21 protein-coding genes are annotated in these 24,726 nt (G+C 70.0%); 5 read left to right on the top strand and 16 right to left on the bottom strand.

From position 1 onward, the window contains the following. Positions 1–6: 6 nt before the first annotated feature. Entirely contained in the window at positions 7–306 is a 300-nt protein-coding gene (gatC, locus tag SOM19_RS08630) for an Asp-tRNA(Asn)/Glu-tRNA(Gln) amidotransferase subunit GatC (protein WP_320486115.1), read from the bottom strand. Between the two features lie 67 nt (positions 307–373). Between gatC and SOM19_RS08625 the strand changes: the two genes are divergently transcribed. Continuing rightward, positions 374–2,077 carry a long-chain-fatty-acid--CoA ligase gene (locus SOM19_RS08625; protein ID WP_320486114.1) on the top strand — a complete coding sequence of 568 codons (1,704 nt, stop codon included), beginning with the start codon at positions 374–376 and terminating at the stop codon, positions 2,075–2,077. 119 nt (positions 2,078–2,196) lie between these two features. Here SOM19_RS08625 and SOM19_RS08615 read toward each other — a convergent pair whose 3' ends face one another. The 4 genes from SOM19_RS08615 to SOM19_RS08600 form a co-directional block, all read right to left on the bottom strand. Then, entirely contained in the window at positions 2,197–2,508 is a 312-nt protein-coding gene (locus tag SOM19_RS08615; RefSeq protein ID WP_491715921.1) for a YciI family protein, read from the bottom strand. A 7-nt stretch (positions 2,509–2,515) separates the two neighbouring features. Beyond that, positions 2,516–4,807 (bottom strand): NAD-dependent DNA ligase LigA, encoded by a 2,292-nt coding sequence (gene ligA / locus SOM19_RS08610; protein WP_320486697.1) that lies wholly within the window; start codon positions 4,805–4,807, stop codon positions 2,516–2,518. Between the two features lie 240 nt (positions 4,808–5,047). Next, positions 5,048–6,145 carry a tRNA 2-thiouridine(34) synthase MnmA gene (mnmA, locus tag SOM19_RS08605; RefSeq protein WP_320486113.1) on the bottom strand — a complete coding sequence of 366 codons (1,098 nt, stop codon included), beginning with the start codon at positions 6,143–6,145 and terminating at the stop codon, positions 5,048–5,050. 9 nt (positions 6,146–6,154) lie between these two features. Continuing rightward, positions 6,155–7,342, bottom strand: coding sequence for a cysteine desulfurase family protein (locus SOM19_RS08600; RefSeq protein WP_320486112.1), 1,188 nt, complete (start codon positions 7,340–7,342; stop codon positions 6,155–6,157). A 118-nt stretch (positions 7,343–7,460) separates the two neighbouring features. On the opposite strand from SOM19_RS08600, the gene glgX reads away from it, so the two are divergent. From glgX to glgB, 3 genes are all read left to right on the top strand, one after another. Next, positions 7,461–9,545 (top strand): glycogen debranching protein GlgX, encoded by a 2,085-nt coding sequence (gene glgX / locus SOM19_RS08595; RefSeq protein WP_320486111.1) that lies wholly within the window; start codon positions 7,461–7,463, stop codon positions 9,543–9,545. Positions 9,546–9,697: 152 nt separating this feature from the next. Further along, a complete protein-coding gene (locus SOM19_RS08590) occupies positions 9,698–11,689 on the top strand; it encodes a maltotransferase domain-containing protein (protein ID WP_491715922.1) in 1,992 nt (663 codons plus the stop codon). After that, on the top strand, positions 11,686–13,863 hold the full coding sequence (gene glgB, locus SOM19_RS08585; RefSeq protein ID WP_320486110.1) for a 1,4-alpha-glucan branching protein GlgB: 2,178 nt from the start codon (positions 11,686–11,688) through the stop codon (positions 13,861–13,863). The genes SOM19_RS08590 and glgB overlap by 4 nt, the downstream gene beginning before the upstream one ends. A 23-nt stretch (positions 13,864–13,886) precedes the next feature. Here glgB and SOM19_RS08580 read toward each other — a convergent pair whose 3' ends face one another. Together SOM19_RS08580 and SOM19_RS08575 are read right to left on the bottom strand one after the other, a co-directional pair. Next, complete coding sequence (locus SOM19_RS08580; RefSeq protein WP_320486109.1) at positions 13,887–14,819, bottom strand: tetratricopeptide repeat protein; 933 nt, start codon at positions 14,817–14,819, stop codon at positions 13,887–13,889. Next, positions 14,816–16,639: a DUF8094 domain-containing protein gene (locus SOM19_RS08575; protein ID WP_320486108.1), complete on the bottom strand. Its 1,824-nt coding sequence runs from the start codon at positions 16,637–16,639 to the stop codon at positions 14,816–14,818. The genes SOM19_RS08580 and SOM19_RS08575 overlap by 4 nt, the downstream gene beginning before the upstream one ends. A 176-nt stretch (positions 16,640–16,815) precedes the next feature. Between SOM19_RS08575 and SOM19_RS08570 the strand changes: the two genes are divergently transcribed. After that, entirely contained in the window at positions 16,816–17,877 is a 1,062-nt protein-coding gene (locus tag SOM19_RS08570; protein WP_320486107.1) for an AI-2E family transporter, read from the top strand. Between the two features lie 9 nt (positions 17,878–17,886). Here SOM19_RS08570 and SOM19_RS08565 read toward each other — a convergent pair whose 3' ends face one another. The 9 genes from SOM19_RS08565 to rpsB all read right to left on the bottom strand — a co-directional run bounded on the left by SOM19_RS08565 (position 17,887) and on the right by rpsB (position 24,660). Then, the gene (locus tag SOM19_RS08565; RefSeq protein WP_320486106.1) at positions 17,887–18,615 is read right to left on the bottom strand and encodes an alpha/beta hydrolase; all 729 of its coding nucleotides are present in this window, start codon (positions 18,613–18,615) and stop codon (positions 17,887–17,889) included. A 26-nt stretch (positions 18,616–18,641) separates the two neighbouring features. After that, positions 18,642–18,926, bottom strand: a complete 285-nt coding sequence (locus SOM19_RS08560; protein WP_320486105.1) for an Rv1322 family protein — start codon at positions 18,924–18,926, stop codon at positions 18,642–18,644. Between the two features lie 4 nt (positions 18,927–18,930). Beyond that, a complete protein-coding gene (locus tag SOM19_RS08555) occupies positions 18,931–19,683 on the bottom strand; it encodes an aggregation-promoting factor C-terminal-like domain-containing protein (protein WP_320486104.1) in 753 nt (250 codons plus the stop codon). 59 nt (positions 19,684–19,742) lie between these two features. Next, positions 19,743–20,306 (bottom strand): DivIVA domain-containing protein, encoded by a 564-nt coding sequence (locus SOM19_RS08550; protein WP_320486103.1) that lies wholly within the window; start codon positions 20,304–20,306, stop codon positions 19,743–19,745. Then, a complete protein-coding gene (locus SOM19_RS08545; protein WP_320486102.1) occupies positions 20,303–21,355 on the bottom strand; it encodes a phosphatidate cytidylyltransferase in 1,053 nt (350 codons plus the stop codon). Before SOM19_RS08545 ends, SOM19_RS08550 begins: the two co-directional genes overlap by 4 nt. A 6-nt stretch (positions 21,356–21,361) precedes the next feature. Beyond that, entirely contained in the window at positions 21,362–21,916 is a 555-nt protein-coding gene (gene frr, locus SOM19_RS08540; protein ID WP_320486101.1) for a ribosome recycling factor, read from the bottom strand. A gap of 51 nt (positions 21,917–21,967) precedes the next feature. Further along, positions 21,968–22,687 (bottom strand): UMP kinase, encoded by a 720-nt coding sequence (pyrH, locus tag SOM19_RS08535; RefSeq protein WP_320486100.1) that lies wholly within the window; start codon positions 22,685–22,687, stop codon positions 21,968–21,970. Positions 22,688–22,769: 82 nt separating this feature from the next. Further along, on the bottom strand, positions 22,770–23,597 hold the full coding sequence (gene tsf / locus SOM19_RS08530; RefSeq protein ID WP_320486099.1) for a translation elongation factor Ts: 828 nt from the start codon (positions 23,595–23,597) through the stop codon (positions 22,770–22,772). A 109-nt stretch (positions 23,598–23,706) separates the two neighbouring features. Then, positions 23,707–24,660, bottom strand: coding sequence for a 30S ribosomal protein S2 (rpsB, locus tag SOM19_RS08525; RefSeq protein WP_320486098.1), 954 nt, complete (start codon positions 24,658–24,660; stop codon positions 23,707–23,709). Between the last annotated feature and the right edge of the window lie 66 nt (positions 24,661–24,726).

Below are 24,726 nucleotides of genomic sequence, written 5' to 3'. Positions count from 1 at the left end.
GGGTCCTTACTGCTCTTCGCCGAGGATGGCGGTCACGCGGAAACGGCCGTCCGCGGCATCCGGAGCATTCTGAAGCACCTGCGCCGGCGTGAGCAGGTCGCCCACGACGTCGGGGCGGAAGATGTTCTCCAGCGGAATGGGATGGCTGGTGGCCACGACGTCGGGCGTCGCGACCTCCGACACCTTCGCGATGTTGTCGACGATCACGTCGAGCTGGCCGGTGAGGCGCTCGACCTCCTCGTCGCTCAGCTGGATCCGGGCGAGCACACCGAGATGGCGCACGAGATCAGGGGTGATTTCAGACACCGGCCCAGTCTAATCGTGGCGCGGGGGCCACCCGTGGCGGCCGAGGGGCCGGGCGTAGGCTGAGCGGGTGACGACGACGTATGACCCGCCTCGCCCGTGGATCGCCAGCTATGCCGCCGGGGTGCCCGAAGACCTCGCCCCCGTGAGCGGATCGCTCATCGACATCGTGGCGGCGTCGGCGACGGACTATCCGGATGCCCCGGCCCTCCAGTTCTTCGGACGCACCACCTCGTACCGCTCGATGCAGGAGCAGATCGACCGTGCCGCCGCGGGCCTGCGCGACCTCGGCGTCCGCGCCGGCGATCCGGTCGCCATCGTGCTCCCCAACTGCCCGCAGCACATCGTCGCCTTCTACGCGATCCTGCGCCTGGGCGCCGTTGTCGTCGAGCACAACCCGCTCTACACCCCGCGGGAGCTGCGCAAGCAGTTCGAGGACCACGGGGCGAAGCACGCCATCGTCTGGTCGAAGGTCGTGAAGACCGTCCAGGAGTTCCCCGCCGACCTCGCGGTCTCCTCGGTGATCTCCGTCGACATCACGTCGGCGATGCCGTTCGCCACGCGGCTCGCCCTGCGCCTGCCGATCGCCAAAGCCCGCGAAGGTCGCGCGGCTCTGACCGAGCGGGTGAGCGGCGCACTGTCGTGGGACGACATCGTGCGCTCCACGCCGCTTCCGTCGACCCATCCGAAGCCCGCGACCGACGACCTGGCGCTCATCCAGTACACCAGCGGCACGACCGGCACGCCGAAGGGCGCCTCGCTCACCCACCGCAACCTGCTCTCCAACGCCGCACAGGCGCGGGCGTGGGTGCCCTCGATCGTCCGCGGCGACGGCTGCGTCGTCTACGCGGTGCTCCCGATGTTCCATGCGTACGGACTGACGCTGTGCCTGACGTTCGCCATGTCGATGGGTGCGCGACTCGTGCTCTTCCCCCGGTTCGACCCCGATATGGTCCTCGAGGTGACGAAGAAGCATCCCGCCACCTTCCTCCCGCTCGTCCCGCCGATCGCGGACCGGCTCCTCAAGGCCGCGCAGGAGAAGGGCATATCGCTCGCCGGCACCGAGGTCGCCATCTCCGGGGCGATGGCCCTGCCGCACGAACTGGTCGTGCCGTTCGAGGCCGCCTCCGAGGGTTACCTGGTCGAGGGCTACGGCCTGAGCGAGTGCTCCCCCGTGCTGATGGCCAACCCCGTCGCCGACAGCCGCGTGCCGGGCACGGTGGGCCTCCCGCTGCCGGGAACCGAGTGCCGTGTCGTCGATCCCGACGACCCGACGACCGACGTGCCGCGCGGTGAGCGCGGCGAGCTGGTCGTCCGCGGCCCGCAGGTGTTCAGCGGCTACTACGGCAAGCCCGAGGAGACCGAGGCGGTCTTCACCGACGGCTGGTTCCGCACCGGCGACATCGTGACGATCGACGAGGCGGGTTTCGTCCGGATCGTCGACCGCATCAAGGAGCTCATCATCACGGGCGGTTTCAACGTCGCTCCGACCGAGGTCGAGATCGCCCTGCGCCAGCATCCGCAGATCGACGACGCGGCCGTGGTCGGCCTTCCGAGCGATCACTCCGGTGAAGAGGTCGTAGCCGCCGTCGTCGTCGCCCCGGGCGTGGACGTCGACGTCGAGGCGGTGCGCGAGTACGTGCGCGGCATCCTCACCCCTTACAAGGTGCCCCGCCGCATCTTCGTGGTCGACGAGCTCCCGAAGTCTCTGATCGGCAAGGTCCTGCGCCGTCAGGTGCGCGACCGGCTGCTCACCCTCACGTCGGGCGCGTAGCGCGCGATCGCTCCTCGGGGTCGTCGCCGCGCGCAGCGCGTCCGCCGTCGACCGGAATCACCGCGCCGGTCACGAAGGATGCGTCGTCGGAGAGCAGACGGTCACCCGCCGCGCCTGACTCATCGGTCCTCGAGCCCGTCGCGAGCGACCGTCACCGCATACGGGTGAAGGGAGGCGGCGAAGAGCCCCGCCCGGACGCCCGGATCCTGCTCCATCACCTCCCGAGCCCTGGCCTCGTCGTCTGCTTCGAAGACGGTGAGCCCGAACGTGCCGACGGACTCCTGCGTGCGTCCAGCGATGATCAGGATGCCGCGCTCCTTCAACGCCAGCAGGTAGCGGACGTGCTCGCCGACGATCCGCTCCTCGTCCGGCGTCGCATCCGTGACCATCTCCGGCCGCGTGGGCACGATCCGGTAGAGCCAGTGCGCCATCGCCCGCTCATCCCGCGTCGGTCGCGGCGGCGTCGAGCGCGGCCGGACCCTCGGTCACGAGCACGTGGAACTGCGCCGCATCGAGGATGCGCACACCGAGCTCCTCCGCCTTCGCCAGCTTCGACCCGGCGCCCGGGCCCGCCGCCACGAAGTCCGTCTTCTTCGACACGCTCGACGCCGCCTTGCCGCCCGCTTTGAGGATGGCCTCCTGGGCGCCTTCGCGGGAGTAGCCCTCGAGGCTGCCGGTGGCGACGACGGTCAGTCCGTCGAGCACACCGCCCTCGACCGCAGCCGCGCCAGGACCGGGGTGACCCGGGGTGGCGAGCTGCGCGCCGGCGGCGGCCCACCGGTCGACGATCTCGCGGTGCCAGTCGACCTCGAACCAGTCCGTCAGCGAGTCGGCGATGATCCCGCCGACCCCCTCGACCGCGGCCAGTTCGTCCCGGCCGGCGGCGCGGATCGCCCCGACGGAGCCGAACCACTGCGCGAGGGCGCGCGCGGCCACCGGCCCGACATGGCGGACGTTCAGCGCGACCAGGAAGCGCCACAGCTCCTTGGTCTTCGCACGCTCGAGGTTGGCGAGCAGGGCCATCGCCGCTGAGGCCAGGATCGCGCCCGCGTCGCCGTCGAACGCGCCGTCGGGGTCGAAAGCGGGGTCCGTCTTCTTCCGCTGGCGCCGGAACGGCGACCGGGTGTCGGGCGTTCCGTCTTCGAGCAGTCGCGGCAGGCCTGTTTCGGCGTCGCGCACGACGACGTCGATCTGGAAGAGGTCTTCCGGCCGCAGGTCGAACAGCGCGGCCTCCGTGACGAGCGGCGGAACCTCGGGCCGAACCGGCTGGGTGAGCGCGGCCGCGGACACTTCGCCGAGTCCCTCGATGTCGAGGGCACCGCGCGACCCGATGTGCTCCACCCGACCCCGCACCTGCGCGGGGCACGACCGGGCGTTCGGGCACCGCAGATCGATGTCGCCTTCCTTCGAGGGTGCGAGGCGCGAGCCGCACTCCGGGCAGTCGGCGGGCATGACGAAGGCCCGCTCACTGCCGTCGCGCAGCTCGACCACGGGCCCGAGCACCTCGGGGATGACGTCGCCGGCCTTGCGCAGCACCACCGTGTCGCCGATCAGCACGCCCTTCGCCTTCACGACGTCCTGGTTGTGCAGCGTCGCCTGTCGCACGACGGACCCTGCCACCTTCGCGGGTTCCATGACGGCGAACGGCGTCGCGCGCCCGGTGCGGCCGACCGACACGACGATGTCGAGCAGCTTCGTGTTGACCTGCTCGGGAGGGTACTTGTAGGCGATCGCCCAGCGGGGCGCGCGGCTGGTCGCGCCGAGCTCGTCGTGCAGCGCGAGCTCGTCGACCTTGACGACGATCCCGTCGATCTCGTGCTCGACATCGTGGCGGTGCTCGCCGTAATGGCGGATGAACTCGTCGGCGCCCTGCGCGGAGTCGACCACCGTGAAGTACGCACTCGTCGGCAGGCCCCACGACTTCAGCAGCCCGTACATCTCGCTCTGGGAGCCGACCGGCGGGTCGCCCCAGGCGCCGATCCCGTGGACGGTCATGCGGAGCCGGGAGAGCCGCTCGTGCATCGCGCGCAGCTGCTTCTCGTTCTTCCCCTCGCTCTTCTGACGGAGGGAACCGGATGCCGCGTTCCGCGGATTCGCGAACAGCCTGTCGCCCTGCTCCTGCTGGAAGGCGTTGAGCGACTCGAAGTCGGCGACGTCGAAGAACACCTCTCCGCGCACCTCGACGAGCGCGGGGTGGCCCGTGCCGGCCAGCGTGTGCGGGATGCCCGCCAGCTTGCGCACGTTCTCGGTGACGTCTTCGCCGACCCGGCCGTCGCCGCGGGTCGCGGCCGTGGTCAGTCGGCCGCGCTCGTAGCGGAGCGATAGCGCCAGGCCATCGATCTTCAGCTCGCACAGATAGTGCACCGGGCGGCCGGCATCGCGCTCGACCTTGGCTGCCCAGGCGAGGAACTCCTCGTCGCTGAACACATTGTCGAGGCTCAGCATCCGCTCCGCATGCTCGACCGGGGCGAACAGTGAGCTCTCGGCCGACCCGACGCTCAGGGTGGGTGAATCCTGGCCCTGCACCTCGGGATGCAGGCGCTCGATCGCCTCGAGACGGTGCATCCAGCCGTCGTACGTCGCATCGTCGATGATCTCGGCGTCGTCGCCGTAGTACGCGTCGCGAGCGGCGAGGATGCGCTCGGTGAGGCGCTGAGCCTCGTCTCGCGCGTCGTCGAGGCTCAGTGCCTCGAGCTCGGCGGTGCTCTGCGGGTCGGGACGGGGGTCGATCGTGTCGCTGGCCACCCGGCCAGTCTAGGGACGGCCTCCGACGCAGGCTCCTGCGCGCCGCGGGACTCCGCAGGGGGATCTGGCTGCGCCGAGATCACCCGCTGCGGTGATCTGCCCGGCTCAGGAGATCTGCCCGACTCAGGACGCTCCGGCGCGAATCGTCCTGATACCGGCGGATCCCCTGTCCTCGGCCGGTGCGGCCGTGGCCGAGACCGCTGCGGTTGGGCCGAGCGGACTCGGTCAGGCCGAGACCGGCACGGCCGACACGGTGCGGTCGATCGTGAACTGGCCGATCACCCGCGTGCCCTCGTACAGCACGGCGGTCTGACCCGGCGCGACGCCGTCGAACGGCGTCTCGGGAACAACGGTCAGGGTCCCGTCGGCGAGCGTCGCCCGCGCCGGCACCGGATCCGCGTGCGCGCGGATCTGCACGTGGCAGTCGAACGTCCCCTCGGCCTGCGGACGCCCGGCCCAGGAGTACCGCTCCCCCGCGATCTCGGCGGTGGCGAGGGCCTCCTTCGGACCGACGACCACGGTGTTCGACACCGGACGCACCTCGAGCACGAAGCGCGGCTTGCCGTCGGGCGCCGGCACCCCGATGGAGAGTCCGCGGCGCTGTCCGACCGTGAACGCGTGCGCCCCTTCGTGGGTGCCGACGACGGCACCGCTGCGGTCGAGGATCTCGCCCTGCTCGGCGCCCACCTTCTCGGCGAGCCAGCCTCGGGTGTCGCCGTCGGGGATGAAGCAGATGTCGTGGCTGTCGGGCTTGTGTGCCACGGTGAGTCCGCGGGCCTCCGCCTCGGCGCGCACGAGCGCCTTGGACGGCGTGGCACCCAGCGGGAAGTAGGTGTGGGCGAGCTGCGCGGCGGTGAGCACGCCGAGCACGTACGACTGGTCCTTCGCGGCATCCGATGCCCGGTGGAGCTCGAGCCCCTCGGAGCCGTCGATCAGCGTGGCGTAGTGACCGGTGCACACGGCGTCGAAGCCCAGCTCGATCGCGCGCTCCAGCAGCGCGGCGAACTTGATCTTCTCGTTGCAGCGCATGCACGGGTTCGGCGTGCGACCGGCCCGGTACTCGGCGATGAAATCGTCGATGACGTCGTCGCGGAAGCGCTCGGAGAAGTCCCACACGTAGAACGGGATACCGAGGCGGTCCGCCGCCCGCCGGGCGTCCATCGCATCCTCGATCGTGCAGCAGCCGCGGCTGCCGGTGCGCAGCGTTCCGCCCGCGCGGGAGAGCGCCAGATGCACGCCGACGACCTCGTGACCCGCCTCGACGGCCCGTGCGGCTGCGACGGCGGAATCCACGCCACCGCTCATCGCCGCCAGGATCCGCATGGGTCCAGTCTACGAGCGGGCGGCTGAAGGAGTCCCGGATGCCGCGCGCGCACGCTCCACCGCCGGCGGGAGCACCCCGAGCACCGTCGCGACGTCGTCCGGCGTCGTGGTGCGGCCCAGCGTGAATCGCAGCACCTGGCGGGCCTCGGCATCCGTCCGCCCCATCGCCTGCACCACGTGCGACGGCTCGGGGATGCCCGCTTGGCAGGCCGACCCGGTCGACACCGCGACACCGGCCTGATCGAGGAGGAAGAGGAGCGTCTCCCCCGAGGCTCCGGCGAACAGCAGGTGGGCGTTGCCCGGGATGCGCGCGACCGGATCGCCCAGCAGCTCCGCACCGGGGACCGTGGACAGGATGCCGCGCACCAGCGTGTCGCGGAGCGCCCGCACCCGCTCCGCCTCGGTCTCGCGCTCGGCCTCGGCGAGCTCGGCCGCCACGGCGAACGCCGCCGCACCCGCGATGTCCTGGGTACCGGGCCGGAGTCCGCGCTGCTGCCCACCGCCGTGGAGGAGCGGCGACAGGCGCGCCCGACGCGACACCACGAGGCCGCCGACCCCCGCCGGGCCGCCCACCTTGTGGGCCGAGACGCTGAGGGCGCACAGCCCGGCGCTTCCCTCGGCCTCTCCGCGCCAGGTGCGGAACGAGACGGGGACCTGACCGAGCGCGGCCACGGCGTCGAGGTGGAGCGGCACTCCGGCCGATGCCGCGGCTCCCGCGAGCGCGGCGGCATCGTTGACGGTGCCGACTTCGTTGTTCGCCACGAGGGCAGTGGCCAGGGCGGCGCCGGGCAGCGCTGCCGCGAACTCCTCCGGGTCGATCGCGCCCGCGCCGTCGAGGCGGACGGGACGCACGGCGGCGTGCTCGTTGGTGCGGAGCCACTCGACGGCGTCGAGGCTCGCGTGGTGCTCGCCGTCGGGGAGGACGATGGCCTCTGCGCCGTCGCCGCGCGCCCACCAGAGCCCCTTCACTGCGAGGTTGACCGCCTCGGTGCCGCCGGAGGTGAAGACGACTTCGATCGGATCGCAGCCGAGCACCGCGGCGAGACGCTCACGCGCCTCCTCGAGGAGTCGCCGTGCGCCCTGGCCGTAGCCGTGGATCGACGAGGCGTTGCCCACCTCGTCCGCGGCGGCCAGCCACGCGGCCCGTGCCTCCCGTCGCAGCGGTGTGGTCGCGGCGTGATCGAGATATACCTGCATCGCACACCTCCTCCGACTTTCCGCGCGACCGCGACGCCGACGCTGCGTCTCGGTCTCACCGACGCGGGAACCGGGTCCCGTGACGCTGGGGACTCACGGTCTTACTACTCTAGATCGCATGCCCAGTCTCGAGTCCGCTGCGACGACCCTTCCCGCGGGCCTGCTCAGCAGCCGCTTCGACGACCTCGGCGTGACCCTCGGTCCGGACGGCGGCACGCTGCGGGTGTGGTCCTCGAGCGCCGACGCGGTGGACCTCGTGGTGTTCGAGCACAGCGACCTCGACTGGATCACCGACACCACGCCCCTCGCCCCGGTCGGCGGTGGCGCCTGGGAGGTCACCACTCCCCTGCTTCGACCCGGAACGCGATACGCCCTGCGCGTCGACGGACCGCACGCCCCCGGGAACACCTTCAATCGCGGCACCCTGCTCGTCGAGCCGTACTCGCGCGGGCTCGACCGCGGCGGCTACGACGACTGGCGCTCCGTCGTGGTGGACGGCTCGTTCGACTGGGGCGGCGTGGCCAAGCCCGCGGTGCCGATGGATCGGACCGTGATCTACGAAGGGCATCTCAAGGGCCTCTCGAAGCGGCATCCCGGTGTCCCGCCGGCGCTGCACGGCACGTACGCGGGACTCGCGCACCCGGCCATGGTCGAGCACTTCCTCTTCCTCGGGGTGACGAGCATCGAACTCCTCCCGGTGCACGCTTTCGCGACCGAGCCGCGCCTTCTCCAGCACGGGCTGGCGAATTACTGGGGGTACAACACCCTCAACTTCTTCACACCGCACGCCCCGTACGCGACCGAGCAGGCACGCCGGGAGGGTCCCGAAGCGGTGCTCCGCGAGTTCAAGGGCATGGTCCGCCTGCTTCACGAGGCTGGCCTCGAGGTGATCCTCGACGTGGTCTACAACCACACCGCCGAAGAGGGCATCGGCGGGCCGCGGTCGAGCCTGCGCGGCATCGACAACCGGGCGTACTACCGGCAGACCGACGACGGCGCCTACATCGATGTCACAGGCTGCGGCAACTCGGTGAACACATCGACGGATGCCGCGGCCCGCCTGGTGCTGGACTCCCTGCGCTACTGGGCGGAGGACGTCCAGATCGACGGCTTCCGGTTCGACCTCGCCGCGACCCTCGGCCGCGATGCCGCGCACGAGTTCACGCCCGACCATCCGCTCCTGCGTGCGATCGTCGACGATCCGCGCCTGGCCGGAGTGAAGAAGATCTCCGAGCCGTGGGACGTCGGCATGGGCGGCTGGCAGACCGGCAACTTCGGCAGCGGCTGGGCCGAGTGGAACGACCGCTACCGCGATCGCGTCCGCAACTTCTGGCTGAGCGACGTCGACTACGCCCGCCGCGCGTCCACCGCGCCGGTCGGCATCGGGGGCTTCGCGACGCGGCTGGCCGGGTCTGCGAACACGTTCTCCGTCGAGCGCGGGCCCCTCGCCGGCGTCAACTTCGTCACCGCCCACGACGGCTTCACGCTGCGCGACCTCGTCTCGTACGACGTGAAGCACAACCTGGGCAACGGCGAGCACAATCGCGACGGCGCCGACACGAATCGTTCCTTCAACCACGGCGCCGAAGGCCCGACCGACGACGAGGGGATCCTCGCCACCCGCCGGAAGGCGATGCGGAATCTCCTCGGCACGCTCCTGCTGTCGGCGGGCACGCCCATGCTGACCGCCGGTGACGAGTACGGCCGCACCCAGCGCGGCAACAACAACGCGTACTGCCACGACTCGCCGCTGACGTGGCTGTCGTGGGAGCACGCGCCGTGGCAGCAGGACCTCTTCGCCCATGTGCAGCGGCTGATCCGGCTGCGACACGAGAACCCGGCGCTGCGCCCGATCAACTTCGCGCGACTCGACGAGCGCACGCCGTCCGCCTCGGTCATGGACTGGTACGACGAGCACGGCGAGACGATGTCGAGCGAGCGCTGGACGAACCCGTCGCACCGGACGCTCCAGTATGTCGCGGCATCCACCCCCGAGGTCGAGGCGTTCAACAGGATCCTGCTGATCGTCCACGGCGAGGAGGCGCCCACCGACGTCACCCTTCCCGAGATCGCGGGAGTGACGCGCTACGTGTCGCTGTGGTCGAGCGCCGCGGAGAACCCGGAGGAGCCCGGCATCGACCGCACCCCCGGCGAGATCGTCGCGGTGCCCGGCACGTCCATGCACCTCTTCCGGGTGGAGTGAGCGGCGCTCCCTGGCGCGGCCGCCTGTCGTACCGTCGCACGTCGGGGTAGGTTCGAGACGTGGTCACGACGTCGCGCGCCGTGCGCTCCCGCCCCTGGCGCAGCGCCTCCTCCATCCCTGTCCGAGATGCCCGCGAGTGGCAGCCCGACCGTGTGACGGCATCGCGCCGTCTGCCGCTCGCGCAGCCCTACCCCTCGGTGCCGTGGGGCGACTACCGGCCGAAGGCCTTCGCCGGTGAGGTGGTCCCGTTCCGGGTCACCGCGTTCCGCGAGGGCCACGACCGGATCGGCGTCCAGCTGCGCCTCACCTCGCCGTCGGGCGATGTGTCGCTGCATCGGCTGACCGCGCTCGACGACGGCTTCGACCGCTGGGAGACCAGTGTGGCCGTGCTCGAGCAGGGCGTGTGGACGTTCCGCTTCGAGTCGTTCGGCGACGAGTTCGCCACCTGGGAGCACGCCGCCGACCTCAAGATCGAAGCGGGGGTGGATGCCCCGGTCATGCGCGAGCTCGGAGCCCAGCTGTTCGAGCGGGCCGGCGCCGAGAAGGGACGACCCAAGGCGCAGCGCGATGCCCTCGCCCTCGCGGCCGCGGCGCTGCGCGATCCCGCCGTCGACGATGCGGCGGCGCTGACGGTCGTGCGCGACCCGCAGATCGCCCGGTACTTCTCCGAGCGCCCGGTCATGTCGCTCACGACGGTCGGCGACGACCTCGAGCTGCTCGTCGAGCGCGAGCGGGCCGGCGTCGGGGCCTGGTACGAGTTCTTCCCCCGCTCGGAGGGCGCTCGGCGCCTCAAGGACGGCACGATCAAGAGCGGGACCTTCCGCACGGCGTCCCGCCGGCTTCCCGCGGTCGCCGAGATGGGGTTCGACGTCCTCTACCTCCCGCCGATCCATCCGATCGGGCGCATCAACCGCAAGGGCCGCAACAACACACTCGATCCCGGTGCGGCAGATCCCGGATCGCCGTGGGCGATCGGCGCCGCCGAGGGTGGCCACGATGCCGTTCACCCCGACCTGGGTACGCTCGCGGACTTCCGCGCCTTCGTGCGGGCCGCGCGAAGCGTGGGGGTCGAGGTCGCGCTGGACTTCGCGCTGCAGGCAGCGCCCGATCATCCGTGGGTCGCCGACCACCCCGAGTGGTTCACCACGCTGCCCGACGGCTCCATCGCGTTCGCCGAGAACCCGCCCAAGAAGTACCAGGACATCTACCCCGTCAACTTCGACAACGACCCCGCCGGGATCTACGCCGAGGCGCTGCGGGTCGTCCGCCACTGGATCGCCCAGGGCGTCCGGATCTTCCGCGTCGACAACCCCCACACCAAGCCGCTGCAGTTCTGGGAGTGGCTGATCGAAGCCGTGAACGCCGAGCACCCCGACGTGGTCTTCCTCGCCGAGGCGTTCACGCGCCCCGCGCCGCTGCAGAGTCTCGCGTCCGCCGGCTTCCAGCAGAGCTACACCTACTTCGCCTGGCGCAACACGAAGGCCGAGCTCGAGGAGTTCCTGTCGGGCCTCGCGCACGACACGGCGGACTTCGTTCGGCCGAACCTGTTCGTCAACACGCCCGACATCCTCACGGAGTACCTGCAGTTCGGCGGGCGCCCGGCGTATCGCATCCGCGCTGCCATCGCCGCCACGGCGGCTCCGACCTATGGCGTGTACGCGGGCTACGAGCTGTACGAGAACGTCGCCCGGCCGGGGTCGGAAGAGAACATCGACAACGAGAAGTACGAGTACAAGATCCGGGACTGGGCGGGCGCCGAGGCACAGGGCGACTCGCTCGCGCCGTATCTTCGGCGTCTCAATGAGATCCGGCGGGAGCATCCGGCGCTCTCGCAGCTGCGCAACCTCAGCATCCACTGGAGCGACGACGACGCGATCCTCGTCTACGCGAAGCATCTGCCGGGCGCGCTCTCGCCCACCGGACGCAGCGACACGATCATCGTCGTCGTGAACACCGATCCCCATTCCGTGCGTCAGACCATGGTCCACCTCGACACGCGGGTGTGGGGCGTCGAACCCGGCGAGCCCTTCGAGGTCGAGGATCTGGTGACCGGCGGGCAGTGGACATGGTCCGACCACAACTTCGTGATGCTCGACGCCTTCACCGAACCCGTCCACATCCTTCACGTCAAGGAGCCGCGATGACGTCTTCCGATCAGGTCCTCGACGCGATCGGCGCCGGTGCGCACCACGATCCCCACAGCGTCCTGGGCATCCATCCGAGCGCGGACGGTGAGGGTCGCTCGGAGTGGACGATCCGCGCGCGGCGCCCGCTGGCCCGGAGCGTCTCGGCGGTGTTCGTCGACGGCACGCGGGTTCCTCTGGAGCACGTGCGCTCCGGCATATGGGAAGGCACGCGTGCGGGCGCACCCGGCCGCTACGAGCTCGTCACGACCTATGCGGAGGGCCCCGACTACGTCGCGGACGATCCCTACCGGTTCCCGCCCACGATCGGGGAGCTCGACCTCCACTTGATCGGCGAGGGGCGGCACGAGGAGCTCTGGCGGGTGCTCGGCTCCCACGTGCGCGAAGTCGAGGGAGTGGCCGGAACGGCGTTCGCCGTCTGGGCCCCCAACGCGGGCGCCGTGCGACTGGTCGGGGACTTCAACGGCTGGGACGGGCAGAGCCACGCCATGCGCTCGATGGGCGGCACCGGCGTGTGGGAGCTCTTCGTCCCCGGCATCGGGGCGGGAGCGACCTACAAGTTCGAGCTGCTGAGCCGCCACGGCGCCTGGGTGACCAAGGCCGATCCGATGGCGCGCTACGCCGAGGTGCCGCCGGCCACGGCATCCGTCGTCGTCCAGGCCCGTCACTCGTGGGGCGACGACGACTGGATGCGGCGCCGTGCGAAGTCCACCCCGGTCTCACAGCCCATGTCCGTGTACGAGCTGCACTTCGGCTCGTGGCGGCCCGGGCTGTCCTACCGCGACGGCGCCGACCAGATCGTCGAGTACGTCACCGCGCAGGGGTTCACGCACGTCGAGTTCCTGCCGCTGGCGGAGCACCCGTTCGGCGGATCGTGGGGCTACCAGGTCACGGGGTACTACGCGCCCACCAGCCGATTCGGCCACCCCGACGACCTGCGTTATCTCATCGACCGGCTGCATCAGGCCGACATCGGCGTGATCATGGACTGGGTGCCCGGCCACTTCCCGAAGGACGCGTTCGCGCTCGCCCGCTTCGACGGCGAGGCGCTGTACGAGCACCCCGACCCGCGCCGCGGCGAGCACCGCGACTGGGGCACCTACATCTTCGACTTCGGCCGGAACGAGGTCCGCAACTTCCTCGTGGCGAACGCCCTCTACTGGTTCGAGGAGTTCCACGTCGACGGACTCCGGGTCGACGCGGTGGCGTCGATGCTCTACCTCGACTACTCCCGCGAGGAGGGCGAGTGGGTTCCGAACGTGCACGGCGGCCGCGAGAACCTCGAGGCCATCCGCTTCCTCCAGGAGGTCAACGCCACGGCCTACAAGCGCTATCCCGGCATCGCGATGATCGCCGAGGAGTCGACGAGCTTCCCGGGGGTGACCAAGCCCACGAGTCAGGCGGGACTCGGGTTCGGCTTCAAGTGGAACATGGGCTGGATGAACGACTCGCTCCAGTACATCAAGCGCGATCCGATGTACCGCGCGCACCACGAGGGCGAGCTCTCGTTCTCCTTCGTCTATGCGTTCAGCGAGAACTTCATGCTGCCGATCAGCCACGACGAGGTCGTGCACGGCAAGGGCAGCCTCTTCGGGCGGATGCCGGGCGACCATTGGCAGAAACTCGCGAACATGCGGGCGTTCCTGGCCTACATGTGGGGCCACCCGGGCAAGCAGCTGCTGTTCATGGGCCAGGAGTTCGGCCAGCTCTCGGAGTGGTCCGAGGGCCGCTCCCTGGACTGGTGGCTCCTCGAGCAGCCGTCGCACCAGGAGCTGCAGGGCTTCGTCGCCACCCTCAATCGCGTCTACCGGGAGCACTCCGCGCTCTGGTCGCGTGACAGCGACGGCGCCGCGTTCACCCGCCTGGGCGCCCCGCAGTGGAACCCGAACGTCGTCGCGTTCGCCCGCCGCGACTGGCACGGCAACGCCGTGGCGGTCATCTGCAACTTCTCCGGCGTGCCGCTGACGTCCTATGAGCTCGATCTGCCCGAACGGGGGGTCTGGCACGAGGTGCTCAACACCGATGCGCAGGCCTACGGCGGCTCAGGCGTCGGGAACCTCGGAGTCGTCCACGCGGGCGACGGCGGTCGGGCCCGGCTCGTCGTGCCGCCACTGGGCGTGCTGTGGCTTCGTCACGATCCCGAGGCTCACATCCCCTCGCCCAGCCGCGGCTGACGAGGTCGAGCGGGCGGTCGTTCTCAGAAGAGCAGCGACGCCAGCTGGCCACGGGCGCGGAGGACGCGCGGATCGGCATCGCCGACGAGCGTGAACAGCTCGAGGAGCCGTTCGCGGACCGGTGCACGCTCTTCGGAGGGGAGCTGGGCGAACAGCTCGAGGATGCGCCCGAAGGCGTCCTCGACGTGGCCTCCGGCGAGATCCAGATCGGCGACGGCGAACTGCGCCTGCACGTCGGTGGGCGCGGCCGCGGCTGCCGCACGGGCGGCCTGCAGGTCGAGGCCCTGGACGCGGTCGAGCAGGCGCACCTGACCGAGTCCCGCGCGAGCCTCGGCGTCCCGCGGGTTCTCGGCGAGTGCCTTCTCGTAGGCCGAGATGGCCCGCGGGTAGTCGCCGGCCTCGATGGCCTCGAACGCCTCGGCGTGAAGCGGAGGAAGCGGGGGTTCGACGGGCTCCTCGGGAGCGGCATCCGCGTCCACCGCCACCGAGCCGGTCACGCCGTTCTGCGCGGCGAGCTGGAGAAGCTGGGCGAACACCTCGCGCACCTGCGCCTCGGGGACGGCCCCGTTGAAGAGGGGCACGGGCTGGCCGCCGACGAGGGCGACCACCATCGGGATGGACTGAGCACGGAACGCCTGCGCGAGCTGGGGGTTCGCATCGACGTCGACCTTCGCGAGCACGAGTCGTCCGGCGAGCTCGGTGACGACGCGTTCGAGAACGGGGCTGAGCTGCTTGCACGGACCGCACCACTCGGCCCACAGGTCGATGACGACCGGCACCGTGCGCGACAGCTCGAGCACCTGGGGGAACGTCTCGTCGGTGACATCCATCACCAGAGACGCGACAGGAGGCGCGGCCGTCGGCGCCTCACCGGGCGCCGCAGGCGCGGGCCGGTTGCGCAGACTCGAGAGATCGACGGCGCCGCGGAGTGCGGCACCCGAGCCGGAATCGGTCACTTGATCACCTTCGCGTCGAGGATGTCGGAGGAATAGCCGAGCAGGCGGATCTTCTCGGTCGACCCCTGGCCGGGGACGTAGAAGAAGACCTGATCGGTGAATGTCGTGGTGAAACCGGTCGGCGACTGCTCGGCGCCCGCGAGCGTGTTGACCGTCGGGTTGTTCGGGAGCTTGATGACGGCTTCCGGATTGGTCGGGGTCACCTTGTCGGTCTCGTGGATGTTCACGGCGACGATCGCGCCGCTCTCCACGGTTGCGAGGGCGAACGGCCCGTACTTTCCCGGGCCCGAGGAGAACGTGAAGCTGCCGGTCTTCTCCGCGGCGGTCTCGTTGAACTCGGCCAGTCGACGATCGCGGTCTGCCGCGATGCTCTCGCGGAACTGGTCGCCCTCGGCCTCGAACATCTCGTAGAACTCGCTCTTCTCGCCCTTGTTGATGATGTCGGCGTACGCCGCGGCGACATCCTCCGGCGCCATGACGAGGAAGTCGGACTCCGGGGGGACCTGCGTCGCGCCGATGTAGGCGGGAGCGAGGTCGGGCATGAGCGTCGATGCCTCGAGGTTCGCGACGTACGAGAGCTTGTAGTCCGACCACGCATCGGCCTGGGTGAGCACCATGATGCTCGAGGTCTTGGTCTCCTCGTCGTCCACGACCGTCATCACGGAGCGCGGCCAGCCGTCGTACGCCTGTGGCAGGACGAGCTTCAGCGGCTTGGTGAGCACGGCCGCCGGCGCGGGGTAGTCGGCGATGGCGCCGCGGAGCGTGTAGTTGGTCGCGCGGGCGGCGAGGACGGGACCGTCCAGACGCGTCGCGGCGAGCTGCTCGTCGCGCGCCTCGTCCGCTTCGGCCACGGTCTCGGCCACCCGGGTCAGGATGCGCTCCGCCTGTGCCTTCGTGACAGCCGGCGCCTGCTGGCCCTCGGGGGCGATGACGGTCGCCGTCGGCGTCGGCGTGGGGGTGGCCCCGAATTCGGGCCAGGACTCGGGCGAGCACCCGGTGAACAGCAGCGCTGAGACGGCGACCACCGGCAGCACGGCGAACGCCCGTCGGCCACTCGTGACCGAACGACGGGTGGTCGGGCCGGAGCTGATGACGCCCTTGTCAGCGCCTTCCACGGCGAGATCGATCGGCTCGGTCACGGGAAGCGGGAGACCCTTCCGGCGAGGTCCGCGCGAGCGACGCGCGTGACGGATGCCGAGGATGTAGAGGAACACGCCGATGGCCATCAGGATGCCGCCGACGACGATGAGCGGACCGGCCCACGGGGTCCCGTTCCCGATCGGCCAGGAGATCGACACGTTGGCAGGAGCCGCCGCCGTGCCGTCCGACGCGACGAGAACGCTCATCTCGGCGGGGAGCTGCAACGGCGCGATCAGGATGTCGCTCTGCTGGAACTCGTCGAGCCAGAGATCCGACCCGATCGGGCTGCGAGGAGCGGCCTCCTCGTCGTCGGCTGTCTCGCCGGCGGCCTCCTCCTCGGTGACATCGGCGGGCGCCTCCGGTTCGACCAGCTCCGTCTCGATCTGGCCCTCGCCGTCGAGCGTCGCGACGTTGTAGGTGGTGTCGGAGAGCCACGCCTCCATGTCGGCGGTGCGGCCGTAGGCGGCGAAGATGTCGCCCTCCCCCTGGGCGCGCAGCGTCTGGGAGCCGGGGAGGCCGTTGAGCACTTCCCCGTCGATGAGGAGATAGGCGGCCTCCTCCGAGACCGAGATGGCCGCGGTCTCTGTCGTGGGTCCCTGGAAGATCGTTCGCTGAGCGATGCCTGCCCCGATCATCAGAGCGGCGAGCACCAACGCCGCGACGGCCCACACGAAACGCACGAAGAACACCTTTCACAGGTCGCGCCGGACGCGCAGACCTTCGATTCGACATTTCAGACTATCGAAAGACACCTGAAAGCGGCCCGGGAGGGAGTGTCCGACTACCTGGGCGTCAGCAATGCGTATCCTGACGGAACACGATCGGCGAGCGGGCCGGGCGTGATGGGGAGGATCGCATGAAGGTGCACAACCCGTTCCGGGTGGCGTTCGTCGCGACGCTGGGCGTCGGGCTCGGACTCGTCCTGATCTCGAGTATCCAGACGCTGTCGACGATCCTCCTCTACGTGGGCACGGCGCTGTTCCTGTCGTTGGGGCTGGACCCCATCGTCGCGTGGCTCGAGCGTCGCAAGCTGCCGCGGTGGGCCGCGGTGCTCATCACGATCCTGGGCGTGCTCGCCGCCTTCGCAGGCATCATCCTCATGGTGGTCCCCATCATCGTGCAGCAGGTGGGACAGCTCGTCGCGGCGATCCAGGAGCTGGTCGAGGGCGGCTTCGATCCGGTCACCGAGCTCCGCGGCTGGATGACCGACAACTTCCCCCTGCTCAAGGTCGACGAGGTCTTCGACTACATCCAGGAGTGGGTGGCCTCGATCGACTACGGTGCCATCGGCGGCTCGATCGGCGAGAGCCTCATCGTGATCGGCGGAGCGATCCTCGCCGGATTCGCCGGCGCGTTCATCGTGCTGATCCTCACGATCTACTTCACCGCCTCGACGCCGAGCCTCAAGCGCTCGGTCTACCAGCTGGTGCCGGCGTCCAAGCGCGCACGGTTCATCGATCTGGGCGAGCAGATCACCGACTCGGTCGGCTACTACGTCATCGGTCAGCTCAGCCTGGGTGTCATCAACGGCGTGCTGAGCGCCATCTTCCTCTCGATCATCGCGGCCCCCTTCCCGGCCGTGCTCGCGGTGATCGCGTTCTTCTTCTCGCTCATCCCGCTCGTCGGCACCCTGACGGGCTCGACGATCATCGTGCTGCTGTGCCTCGGCCTCGGCTCGCCGACCACGGCGCTGATCGCGGCGATCTACTACCTGATCTACATGCAGATCGAGGCCTATGTGATCTCACCGCGCATCATGGGGCGTGCGGTCTCGGTGCCGGGAGCGGTCGTGGTCATCGCCGCGCTGGCCGGCGGCGTCCTCCTCGGCCTGCTCGGCGCCCTGGTGGCGATCCCCGTCGCGGCCAGCATCCTGATCATCTACCGGCAGGTCGTGATCCCGCGCCAGAACGAGCGCTGAGCCGCCCGGTCAGGCGTCCGCGAGCACGGGGCCGTCCCACCCCAGAGGCAGGGGAAGGGCGTCGGGGTTGACGGCGGCGACGATCTCGGTGAGCACTCGCCGGGTCTGGTTCTCCCCCACCCAGAGGTGCTTTCCGCCCTCGACCGGGATCACGACGGCCTCCGGCACGCTCGCGAAGCGGGTGGCCGCGGCATCCGGGCGAAGGTAGTCGTCGAATTCCGGAACCAGGACGATCAGGCGACGCTCGTCGCCCGCCCAGGCCGCGACCTCGTCATCGGTCGCACGATGCAGCGGCGGCGACAGCAGCACCGCCCCGGCCACCGCGTGGTCTCGCCCGTACTTGAGCGCGAGCTCGGTGCCGAAGGACCACCCGACGAGCCAGGGGTCGGGCAGCGACCGTTCCCGCACGAAATCCATCGCCGCGGCGAGATCGAACGCCTCCGCCCGCCCGCCGTCGAACGCACCTTCACTGGTGCCGCGGGGCGAGGTCGTGCCGCGCGTGTTGAACCGGAGCACGGCGAGGTCGGCGAGAGCGGGGAGACGTCCGGCCGCTTTGCGCAGGATGTGCGAGTCCATGAACCCGCCCGCGGTGGGAAGCGGATGCAGCGTCACCAGCGTCGCGACGGGGTCACGGTCCTCGGGGAGGGCGAGCTCGCCGACGAGGGTCAGTCCGTCGAGCGTCTCGAGCTCGATGTCCTCTCGCCGGGCAGGCAGCAGCATCGGTCCGCGGATCTCCATTCAGACGGCCTTTCCGAGGCAGGCGCTCACGCCAGCCTCCAACAGTGCTGATGCCAGTGGCGGCGTGCGGCGAGGTCGGCCTCGGCGCCGAGCACACCGTCTGCGCGCCAGGCGACCACGTGCGCGACCCCGACGTCGATCGATCGCCCGCAGCCGGGGCAGACGTAACTCTTCTGCGCCTGGGCGCCGGACACCGGCTGCACCGTCCACTCGGTGCCGCGACGCACCTCGGTGCGCTTCCAGCCCGCGAGGAGGCGCCCCAGCGAGTCGTCGTCGCTCGAGTCCGGACGGCGACGGTTCGACCGCGGCATGCGGTCAGTACCAGCCCACGCTCTGCGAGTGGCCCCACGCGCCGCACGGCGTGCCGTAGCGGCCGCCGATGTAGCCGAGACCCCACGAGATCTGCGTGGCGGGGTTCGTCTCCCAGTCGGCCCCCGCGCTGCCCATCTTGCTTCCGGGAAGCGCCTGCGGGATGCCGTACGCGCCGCTCGAGGCGTTGTAGGCGTTCACGCGCCAGCCGGACTCCTTGTTCCACAGCGCCACGAGGCACGAGAACTCGCCATCGCCCCAGCCGCGCGCCAGGACCATTTCGTAGGCGATGGCCTGCGCCGAACCGGGGTCGGGGCTGACGAACGGCGGCGACCAGCCTCCGCCCGACGGGGACGCGGAGGCCTGCACGGGCGCCACGACAGGTGCGGGCTTCGGCTTCGGCTTGGGCTTGACGTACACCGAATACCCACCGCGATTGAGGTCGACGGCAGCCGGCGCCTCGGCATCCTCGTCCACCGCGAGGGTCTGGACATCGTCGACCGAGCTGGCGTACAGGGAGATCTGGGCGGTCTCCTCGGCGTTGGCCTCGTTGAGCGCCAGGCCGGTGGGGCCGACGTAGGCGGCGACGAAGCCGACGGCGGCGAAAGCCGCGAACACCCCCAGCACGCCGCGGCGGCGCGACCAGCGGGGCTTCGGAGCGGCGGCACGGCGGGGTGCCGAGACCGGTGCATCTGCGAGGGTCGATACATCCTGGCGACGCGCACGCCGGGTGGGAATCAGCTCGTTTCCAGAAGTCACAGTTGTTCGAGTCTAGCGACGGGTGCCTGCATGTGCCATCCGAGGGTCGCGGGTCGACGTCAGGCGACCGCCAGCATGACCTCGACGACCGCGTCGAGCACGGCATCCACCTGCGCCTCGCGGTAGCCCCCGCGCTGCATCCGGAACGCGACGGAGCGCACCTGCTCCACAGAGACGGAGCGTCCGGTCTCGAGGTAGCCGGAGATCTTGTCCGAGACCAGGTCGACCTCGTCGATGCGGTAGCCGTACCGCAGCGACGACACCCGATCGAAGCGGTGACCCCGCGGGCGCGAGAGTCGGTCGAGCACGGCCTGGGCGATCTCGCGCGTGTGACCCACCCATTCTCGGGCAGCTCCCTGCGACAGGGCCGCCTCTCGTTCGCGAGCCGCGAAGGCATCCTCGATGCGGCCGAGCGCAGCATCCACCGAGGCGATCGCGTAGCCGCGCCGCACGAGCGGGAACGCGACCCTGCGGACGTCGCCCGCGGTCAGGGGTTCGCCACCCGCTTCGAAAGCCGTTCGTGCGCGCGCGAGGAACTCATCGACGGCGCGCTTGTCGTACCCCTTCTCACGGCCTCGGGTCTCGGGGAAAGCCGCCGGCGCGGATGCCGGTGCGGTCGTCATGATGCCACCAGGGGGGAGAAGACATAGTAGAGGGCGAGGGCAGCGGCGGCAGAGGGCAGGATCGAGTCGAGGCGGTCCAGCACGCCGCCGTGCCCGGGCAGCCAGGAGCTCATGTCCTTGATGCCCAGATCACGCTTGATCATCGACTCCCCCAGGTCGCCGGCGGTCGCCGTGCCGAGGATCACGATGCCGATGACGACGCCCATCCACCAGTCGAGGCCGAGCATGAAGATCCCGAGCAGAACGGCCGCGAGCACCGCTGCGGCGACGGCGCCGGCGAAGCCCTCCCACGTCTTCTTGGGACTGATGCGCGGCGCCATGGGGTGCTTGCCGAAGGCGATCCCGGCCGCGTACGCACCGGTGTCGGCGGCGACGACGACCGCGATGAACGCGAGCACCCACCACTCCCCGCCGTCCTGCGCCAGGAGCACGACGCACAGGCTCGCCAGGAACGGGACGTACAGCTGCACGAACCCGGCGATCAGTGCGTCGCCGAGAACGGCGCCGTAGGTCCGTCCGTCCCGCGAGGCCATCTGCGCCACGAGCCGCCAGATGACGACGATCGCGATCGCGACGAAGACGACGACCCAGTGCAGCCAGAGGTCGAGGAAGTAGCCGGACAGCACGATGACGGCGGCCGCCACCAGCTGGGGCACGAGGTCGACACGTCGACCGGCGGCGCCCAGTGCGCGGGTGAACTCGAAGACGCCCATGAGGACCGCGGCCAGGGCGAACACGAGGAACAGCTGCTTCACGAAGATGAGCGAGCCGACGAGGACCGCGCCGGCGGCAACGCCGATCAGGATCGCCAGGATGAGGTCGCGCCCTGTGCGCTGCTTGATGCGCTCGTTGGCCTCCTCGAACTCTGCGCGGGCGTGCGCGACCTGGCTCTCGAACTCGGAGCGGGCCGCGCGGATGTGCCCCTGGATCGCGGCGGCGGGCTCCGCGTCGTCGTCGGAGCGACGCGACTCGGCCGCCGCGCGCCGCGTCAACGGCACGTCAGGGGGTGATCGGTCGACCCCCGAGGTTTCACCCGATGCATCGGTCATGTGACCTCAGACCTCGAGAAGCTCGGCCTCTTTGCGCTTGAGCGCCTCGTCGATCACATCGACGTGCGCGCGCGTGAGGGCATCGAGCTCCTTCTCGGCACGGGTCAGCTCATCCTCGCCGGATTCGCTCTTCAGATCGTCGAGGTCGTCCTTGATCTTGCGACGGATGCCGCGCAGGTGGACCTTGTGGTCCTCACCCTTGGACCGGACGAGCTTGACGTATTCCTTGCGTCGCTCCTGGGTGAGCTCGGGCATCGTGATGCGGACGATGTTCCCGTCGTTCGTCGGGTTGACGCCCAGGCTCGGGATGTCGCGGATGGCCTGCTCGATCGCCTTGAGCGCCGACTTGTCGTAGGGCGTGATGATCAGCGAGCGTGCCTCGGGATTGTTGATCGACGCGAGCTGGGCGAGGGGGGTCGGAGTGCCGTAGTAGTCCACCAGGATCTTCTGGAAGAGCTGCGGGTTGGCGCGTCCCGTGCGCACGGTCGCGAAGTCCTCCTTCGCAGCCTCGACGGCGCGGTCCATACGCGCTCCGGCATCGGCCAAGACGTCCGCGATCACAGTGTCTCCTTCATGTGGATGTAACCTGCTCAGTCTACTCAGGGCGGGGTTTCACGCCGTGACCAGCGTGCCGATCGGCTCGCCGAGAAGTGCACGGGTCACGTTGCCGGCGGGCTCCATCCCGAAGACCCGCATGTCCATCTTGTTGTCCATGCAGAGGCTGAACGCCGTGGAGTCGACCACCTTCAGGCCCCGCTGGAGCGCGTCGAGGTATGTGATGCGGTCGATGCGGGTGGCCGAGGCATCCGTCTTGGGATCGGCGGTGTACACGCCGTCGACGCCGTTCTTGGCGACCAGCACCTCCTGCGCGTCGATCTCGAGCGCACGCTGGGCGGCGACCGTGTCGGTCGAGAAGTACGGAAGTCCGGCGCCGGCGCCGAAGATGACGACGCGGCCCTTCTCCATGTGACGTTCGGCGCGGCGCGGAATGTACGGTTCGGCGACCTGCGTCATCGAGATCGCAGACTGCACGCGGGTCGCGGCACCGGCCTGCTCGAGGAAGTCCTGCAGGGCGAGGGCGTTCATGACGGTGCCGAGCATGCCCATGTAGTCGGCCCGGCCGCGGTCCATGCCGCGCTGGCTCAGCTCCGCCCCGCGGAAGAAGTTGCCGCCTCCGACGACGACCGCGATCTCGACGCGGTCCACCGCCTCGGCGATCTCGCGGGCGATCTGGCTGACGACGTCGGGATTGACGCCCAGCTGGCCCGCGCCGAAGGCCTCACCCGACAGCTTCAGGAGGACGCGGCGGCGCCCGGTGGTCTCATTGATCACGACGATCCTCTCGTTGACGACAAACTATCGAAGGGCATGAGAAAAGGCCCGCACCGGAATCGATGCGGGCCTTCTCGATGTCTTACGCGCCGACCTTGAAGCGGGCGAAGCCCGTCAGGGTCAGGCCCGCGTCCTTGGCGACCTGCGCGACGGACTGCTTGTTGTCCTTCGCGTAATCCTGGTCGAGGAGCGAGACCTGCTTGAAGAACGCGTTGACGCGTCCTTCGACGATCTTCGGCAGGGCGGCCTCGGGCTTGCCCTCGTTGCGCGAGATCTCGGTGACGATCTCACGCTCCTTGTCGACCTCGGCCTCGGGGACCTCGTCGCGCGTCAGGTACGTCGGGTTCGCGAACGAGATGTGCTGCGCCAGGCTGCGAGCGGTCTCGGCATCGTCGCCCGAGTAGGCGAGAACCACGCCGACCTGCGGGGGCAGGTCCTTGCTGGTCTTGTGCAGGTACACCTCGAACTTGTCGCCCGACAGCGTGCGCACGCGACGCAGTTCGACCTTCTCGCCGATGATCGCGGCCTCGTCGTCGATCAGCTGGGCGACGGTCTGCGCGCCCGCGGTCGCCGCGAGGGCGGCCTCGACGGAGTCGGCGGCGACGGCGGCCGCGGCGTCGGCGACCTTGTCGGCCAGTGCGATGAAGCGGTCGTTCTTGGCGACGAAGTCGGTCTCGCAGGCGAGCTCGATGAGCGTGACCTTGCCGTCCTGCTCGCGTGCGGCGACGAGGCCCTCGCTGGTGGAACGGTCGGCGCGCTTGGCGTTGCCCTTCGCACCCTTCAGACGCAGGATCTCGACGGCCTTCTCGACGTCGCCGTCGGCCTCTTCGAGAGCCTTCTTCGTGTCGACCATGCCGGTGCCGAGCTGGTCGCGCAGCGCCTTGATGTCAGCGATCGTGAAGTTTGCCATGGTGTGGCGGCTCCTAGATTGTGGTGAGTTCGTTGGATGCCTCGGCGGGACCGCTCAGGGCCGAGCCCGGGGCGATCCCGCCGAGGCGGAGTTCATTCGGCGGAGCGAATTACTTCGCGTCGGCCTCGGTGTCGGCGGCTTCCGTGTCGGCCTCGACCACGTCGACCTCGACGACCTCGACCTCGATGCCCTCGGCGGTCTCGGTGACGACCTCGACCACGTCGACCTCGACGACCTCGATGCCTTCGGCGGCCTCAGCCTCGACGACGGCCTCGGCGACAGCCTCGCCCACCTCAGCTGCGGCGCCCTGCTCGAGGAGCTCGCGCTCCCAGTCCGCGAGGGGCTCCGCGTCGGCGGCCTCGTCGGTCGGCTGGTGGCGCTGGATGAGGCCCTCGGCGGCGGCGTCCGCGATGATGCGGGTCAGCAGGCTGACCGAGCGGATCGCGTCGTCGTTGCCGGGGATCGGGTACTGGAACTCGTCCGGGTCGGCGTTCGTGTCGAGGATGCCGATGACCGGGATGCCCAGCTTCGTGGCCTCGTTGACGGCGAGGTGCTCGCGCTTGGCGTCGATGACCCAGATCGCCGACGGCGTCTTCTGCAGGTTGCGGATGCCGCCGAGCGACTTGTGGAGCTTGTCGAGCTCGCGCTTCTTGATCAGCAGTTCCTTCTTGGTGAAGCCGCTGCTGGCCGGGGTCTCGTAGTCGAGCTCCTCGAGCTCCTTCATGCGCGCGAGGCGCTTGGAGATCGTCTGGAAGTTGGTGAGGAGGCCACCGAGCCAGCGCTGGTTCACGTAGGGCTGGCCGACGCGGGTCGCCTGCTCCGCGACGATCTCCTGGGCCTGCTTCTTGGTGCCGACGAAGAGGACGGTGCCGCCGTGCGCGACCGTCTCCTTGACGAACTCGTACGCCTTGTCGATGTACGTCAGCGACTGCTGAAGGTCGATGATGTGGATGCCGCTGCGCTCGGTGAGGATGAAGCGCTTGACTTTCGGGTTCCACCGGCGGGTCTGGTGCCCGAAGTGGACGCCGCTGTCGAGCAGCTGGCGAATGGTGACGACGGCCATGGCCGTTCTCCTGTTCTGGCGCGTGCGCGCCTCTTGCGGTTGTGTTCGCGCCGGTCGAGGCCGGCG

Source organism: Microbacterium sp. CFBP9034, assembly GCF_034045255.1.
Classification (GTDB): domain Bacteria; phylum Actinomycetota; class Actinomycetes; order Actinomycetales; family Microbacteriaceae; genus Microbacterium.
Note: the sequence above shows the minus strand (reverse complement) of the source record. Positions and strands in the feature narration are given on the sequence as shown.

Coding starts and splice junctions, on each gene's coding strand:
- SOM19_RS08615 (WP_491715921.1), bottom strand. CDS start 2,508: ATGGCGCACTGGCTCTACCGGATCGTGCCCACGCGGCCGGAGATGGTC.
- mnmA (WP_320486113.1), bottom strand. CDS start 6,145: ATGCGGATCCTGGCGGCGATGAGCGGTGGCGTGGATTCCGCCGTCGCA.
- SOM19_RS08600 (WP_320486112.1), bottom strand. CDS start 7,342: ATGCAGGTATATCTCGATCACGCCGCGACCACACCGCTGCGACGGGAG.
- glgX (WP_320486111.1), top strand. CDS start 7,461: ATGCCCAGTCTCGAGTCCGCTGCGACGACCCTTCCCGCGGGCCTGCTC.
- glgB (WP_320486110.1), top strand. CDS start 11,686: ATGACGTCTTCCGATCAGGTCCTCGACGCGATCGGCGCCGGTGCGCAC.
- SOM19_RS08570 (WP_320486107.1), top strand. CDS start 16,816: ATGAAGGTGCACAACCCGTTCCGGGTGGCGTTCGTCGCGACGCTGGGC.
- SOM19_RS08565 (WP_320486106.1), bottom strand. CDS start 18,615: ATGGAGATCCGCGGACCGATGCTGCTGCCTGCCCGGCGAGAGGACATC.
- SOM19_RS08560 (WP_320486105.1), bottom strand. CDS start 18,926: ATGCCGCGGTCGAACCGTCGCCGTCCGGACTCGAGCGACGACGACTCG.
- SOM19_RS08550 (WP_320486103.1), bottom strand. CDS start 20,306: ATGACGACCGCACCGGCATCCGCGCCGGCGGCTTTCCCCGAGACCCGA.
- SOM19_RS08545 (WP_320486102.1), bottom strand. CDS start 21,355: ATGACCGATGCATCGGGTGAAACCTCGGGGGTCGACCGATCACCCCCT.
- tsf (WP_320486099.1), bottom strand. CDS start 23,597: ATGGCAAACTTCACGATCGCTGACATCAAGGCGCTGCGCGACCAGCTC.
- rpsB (WP_320486098.1), bottom strand. CDS start 24,660: ATGGCCGTCGTCACCATTCGCCAGCTGCTCGACAGCGGCGTCCACTTC.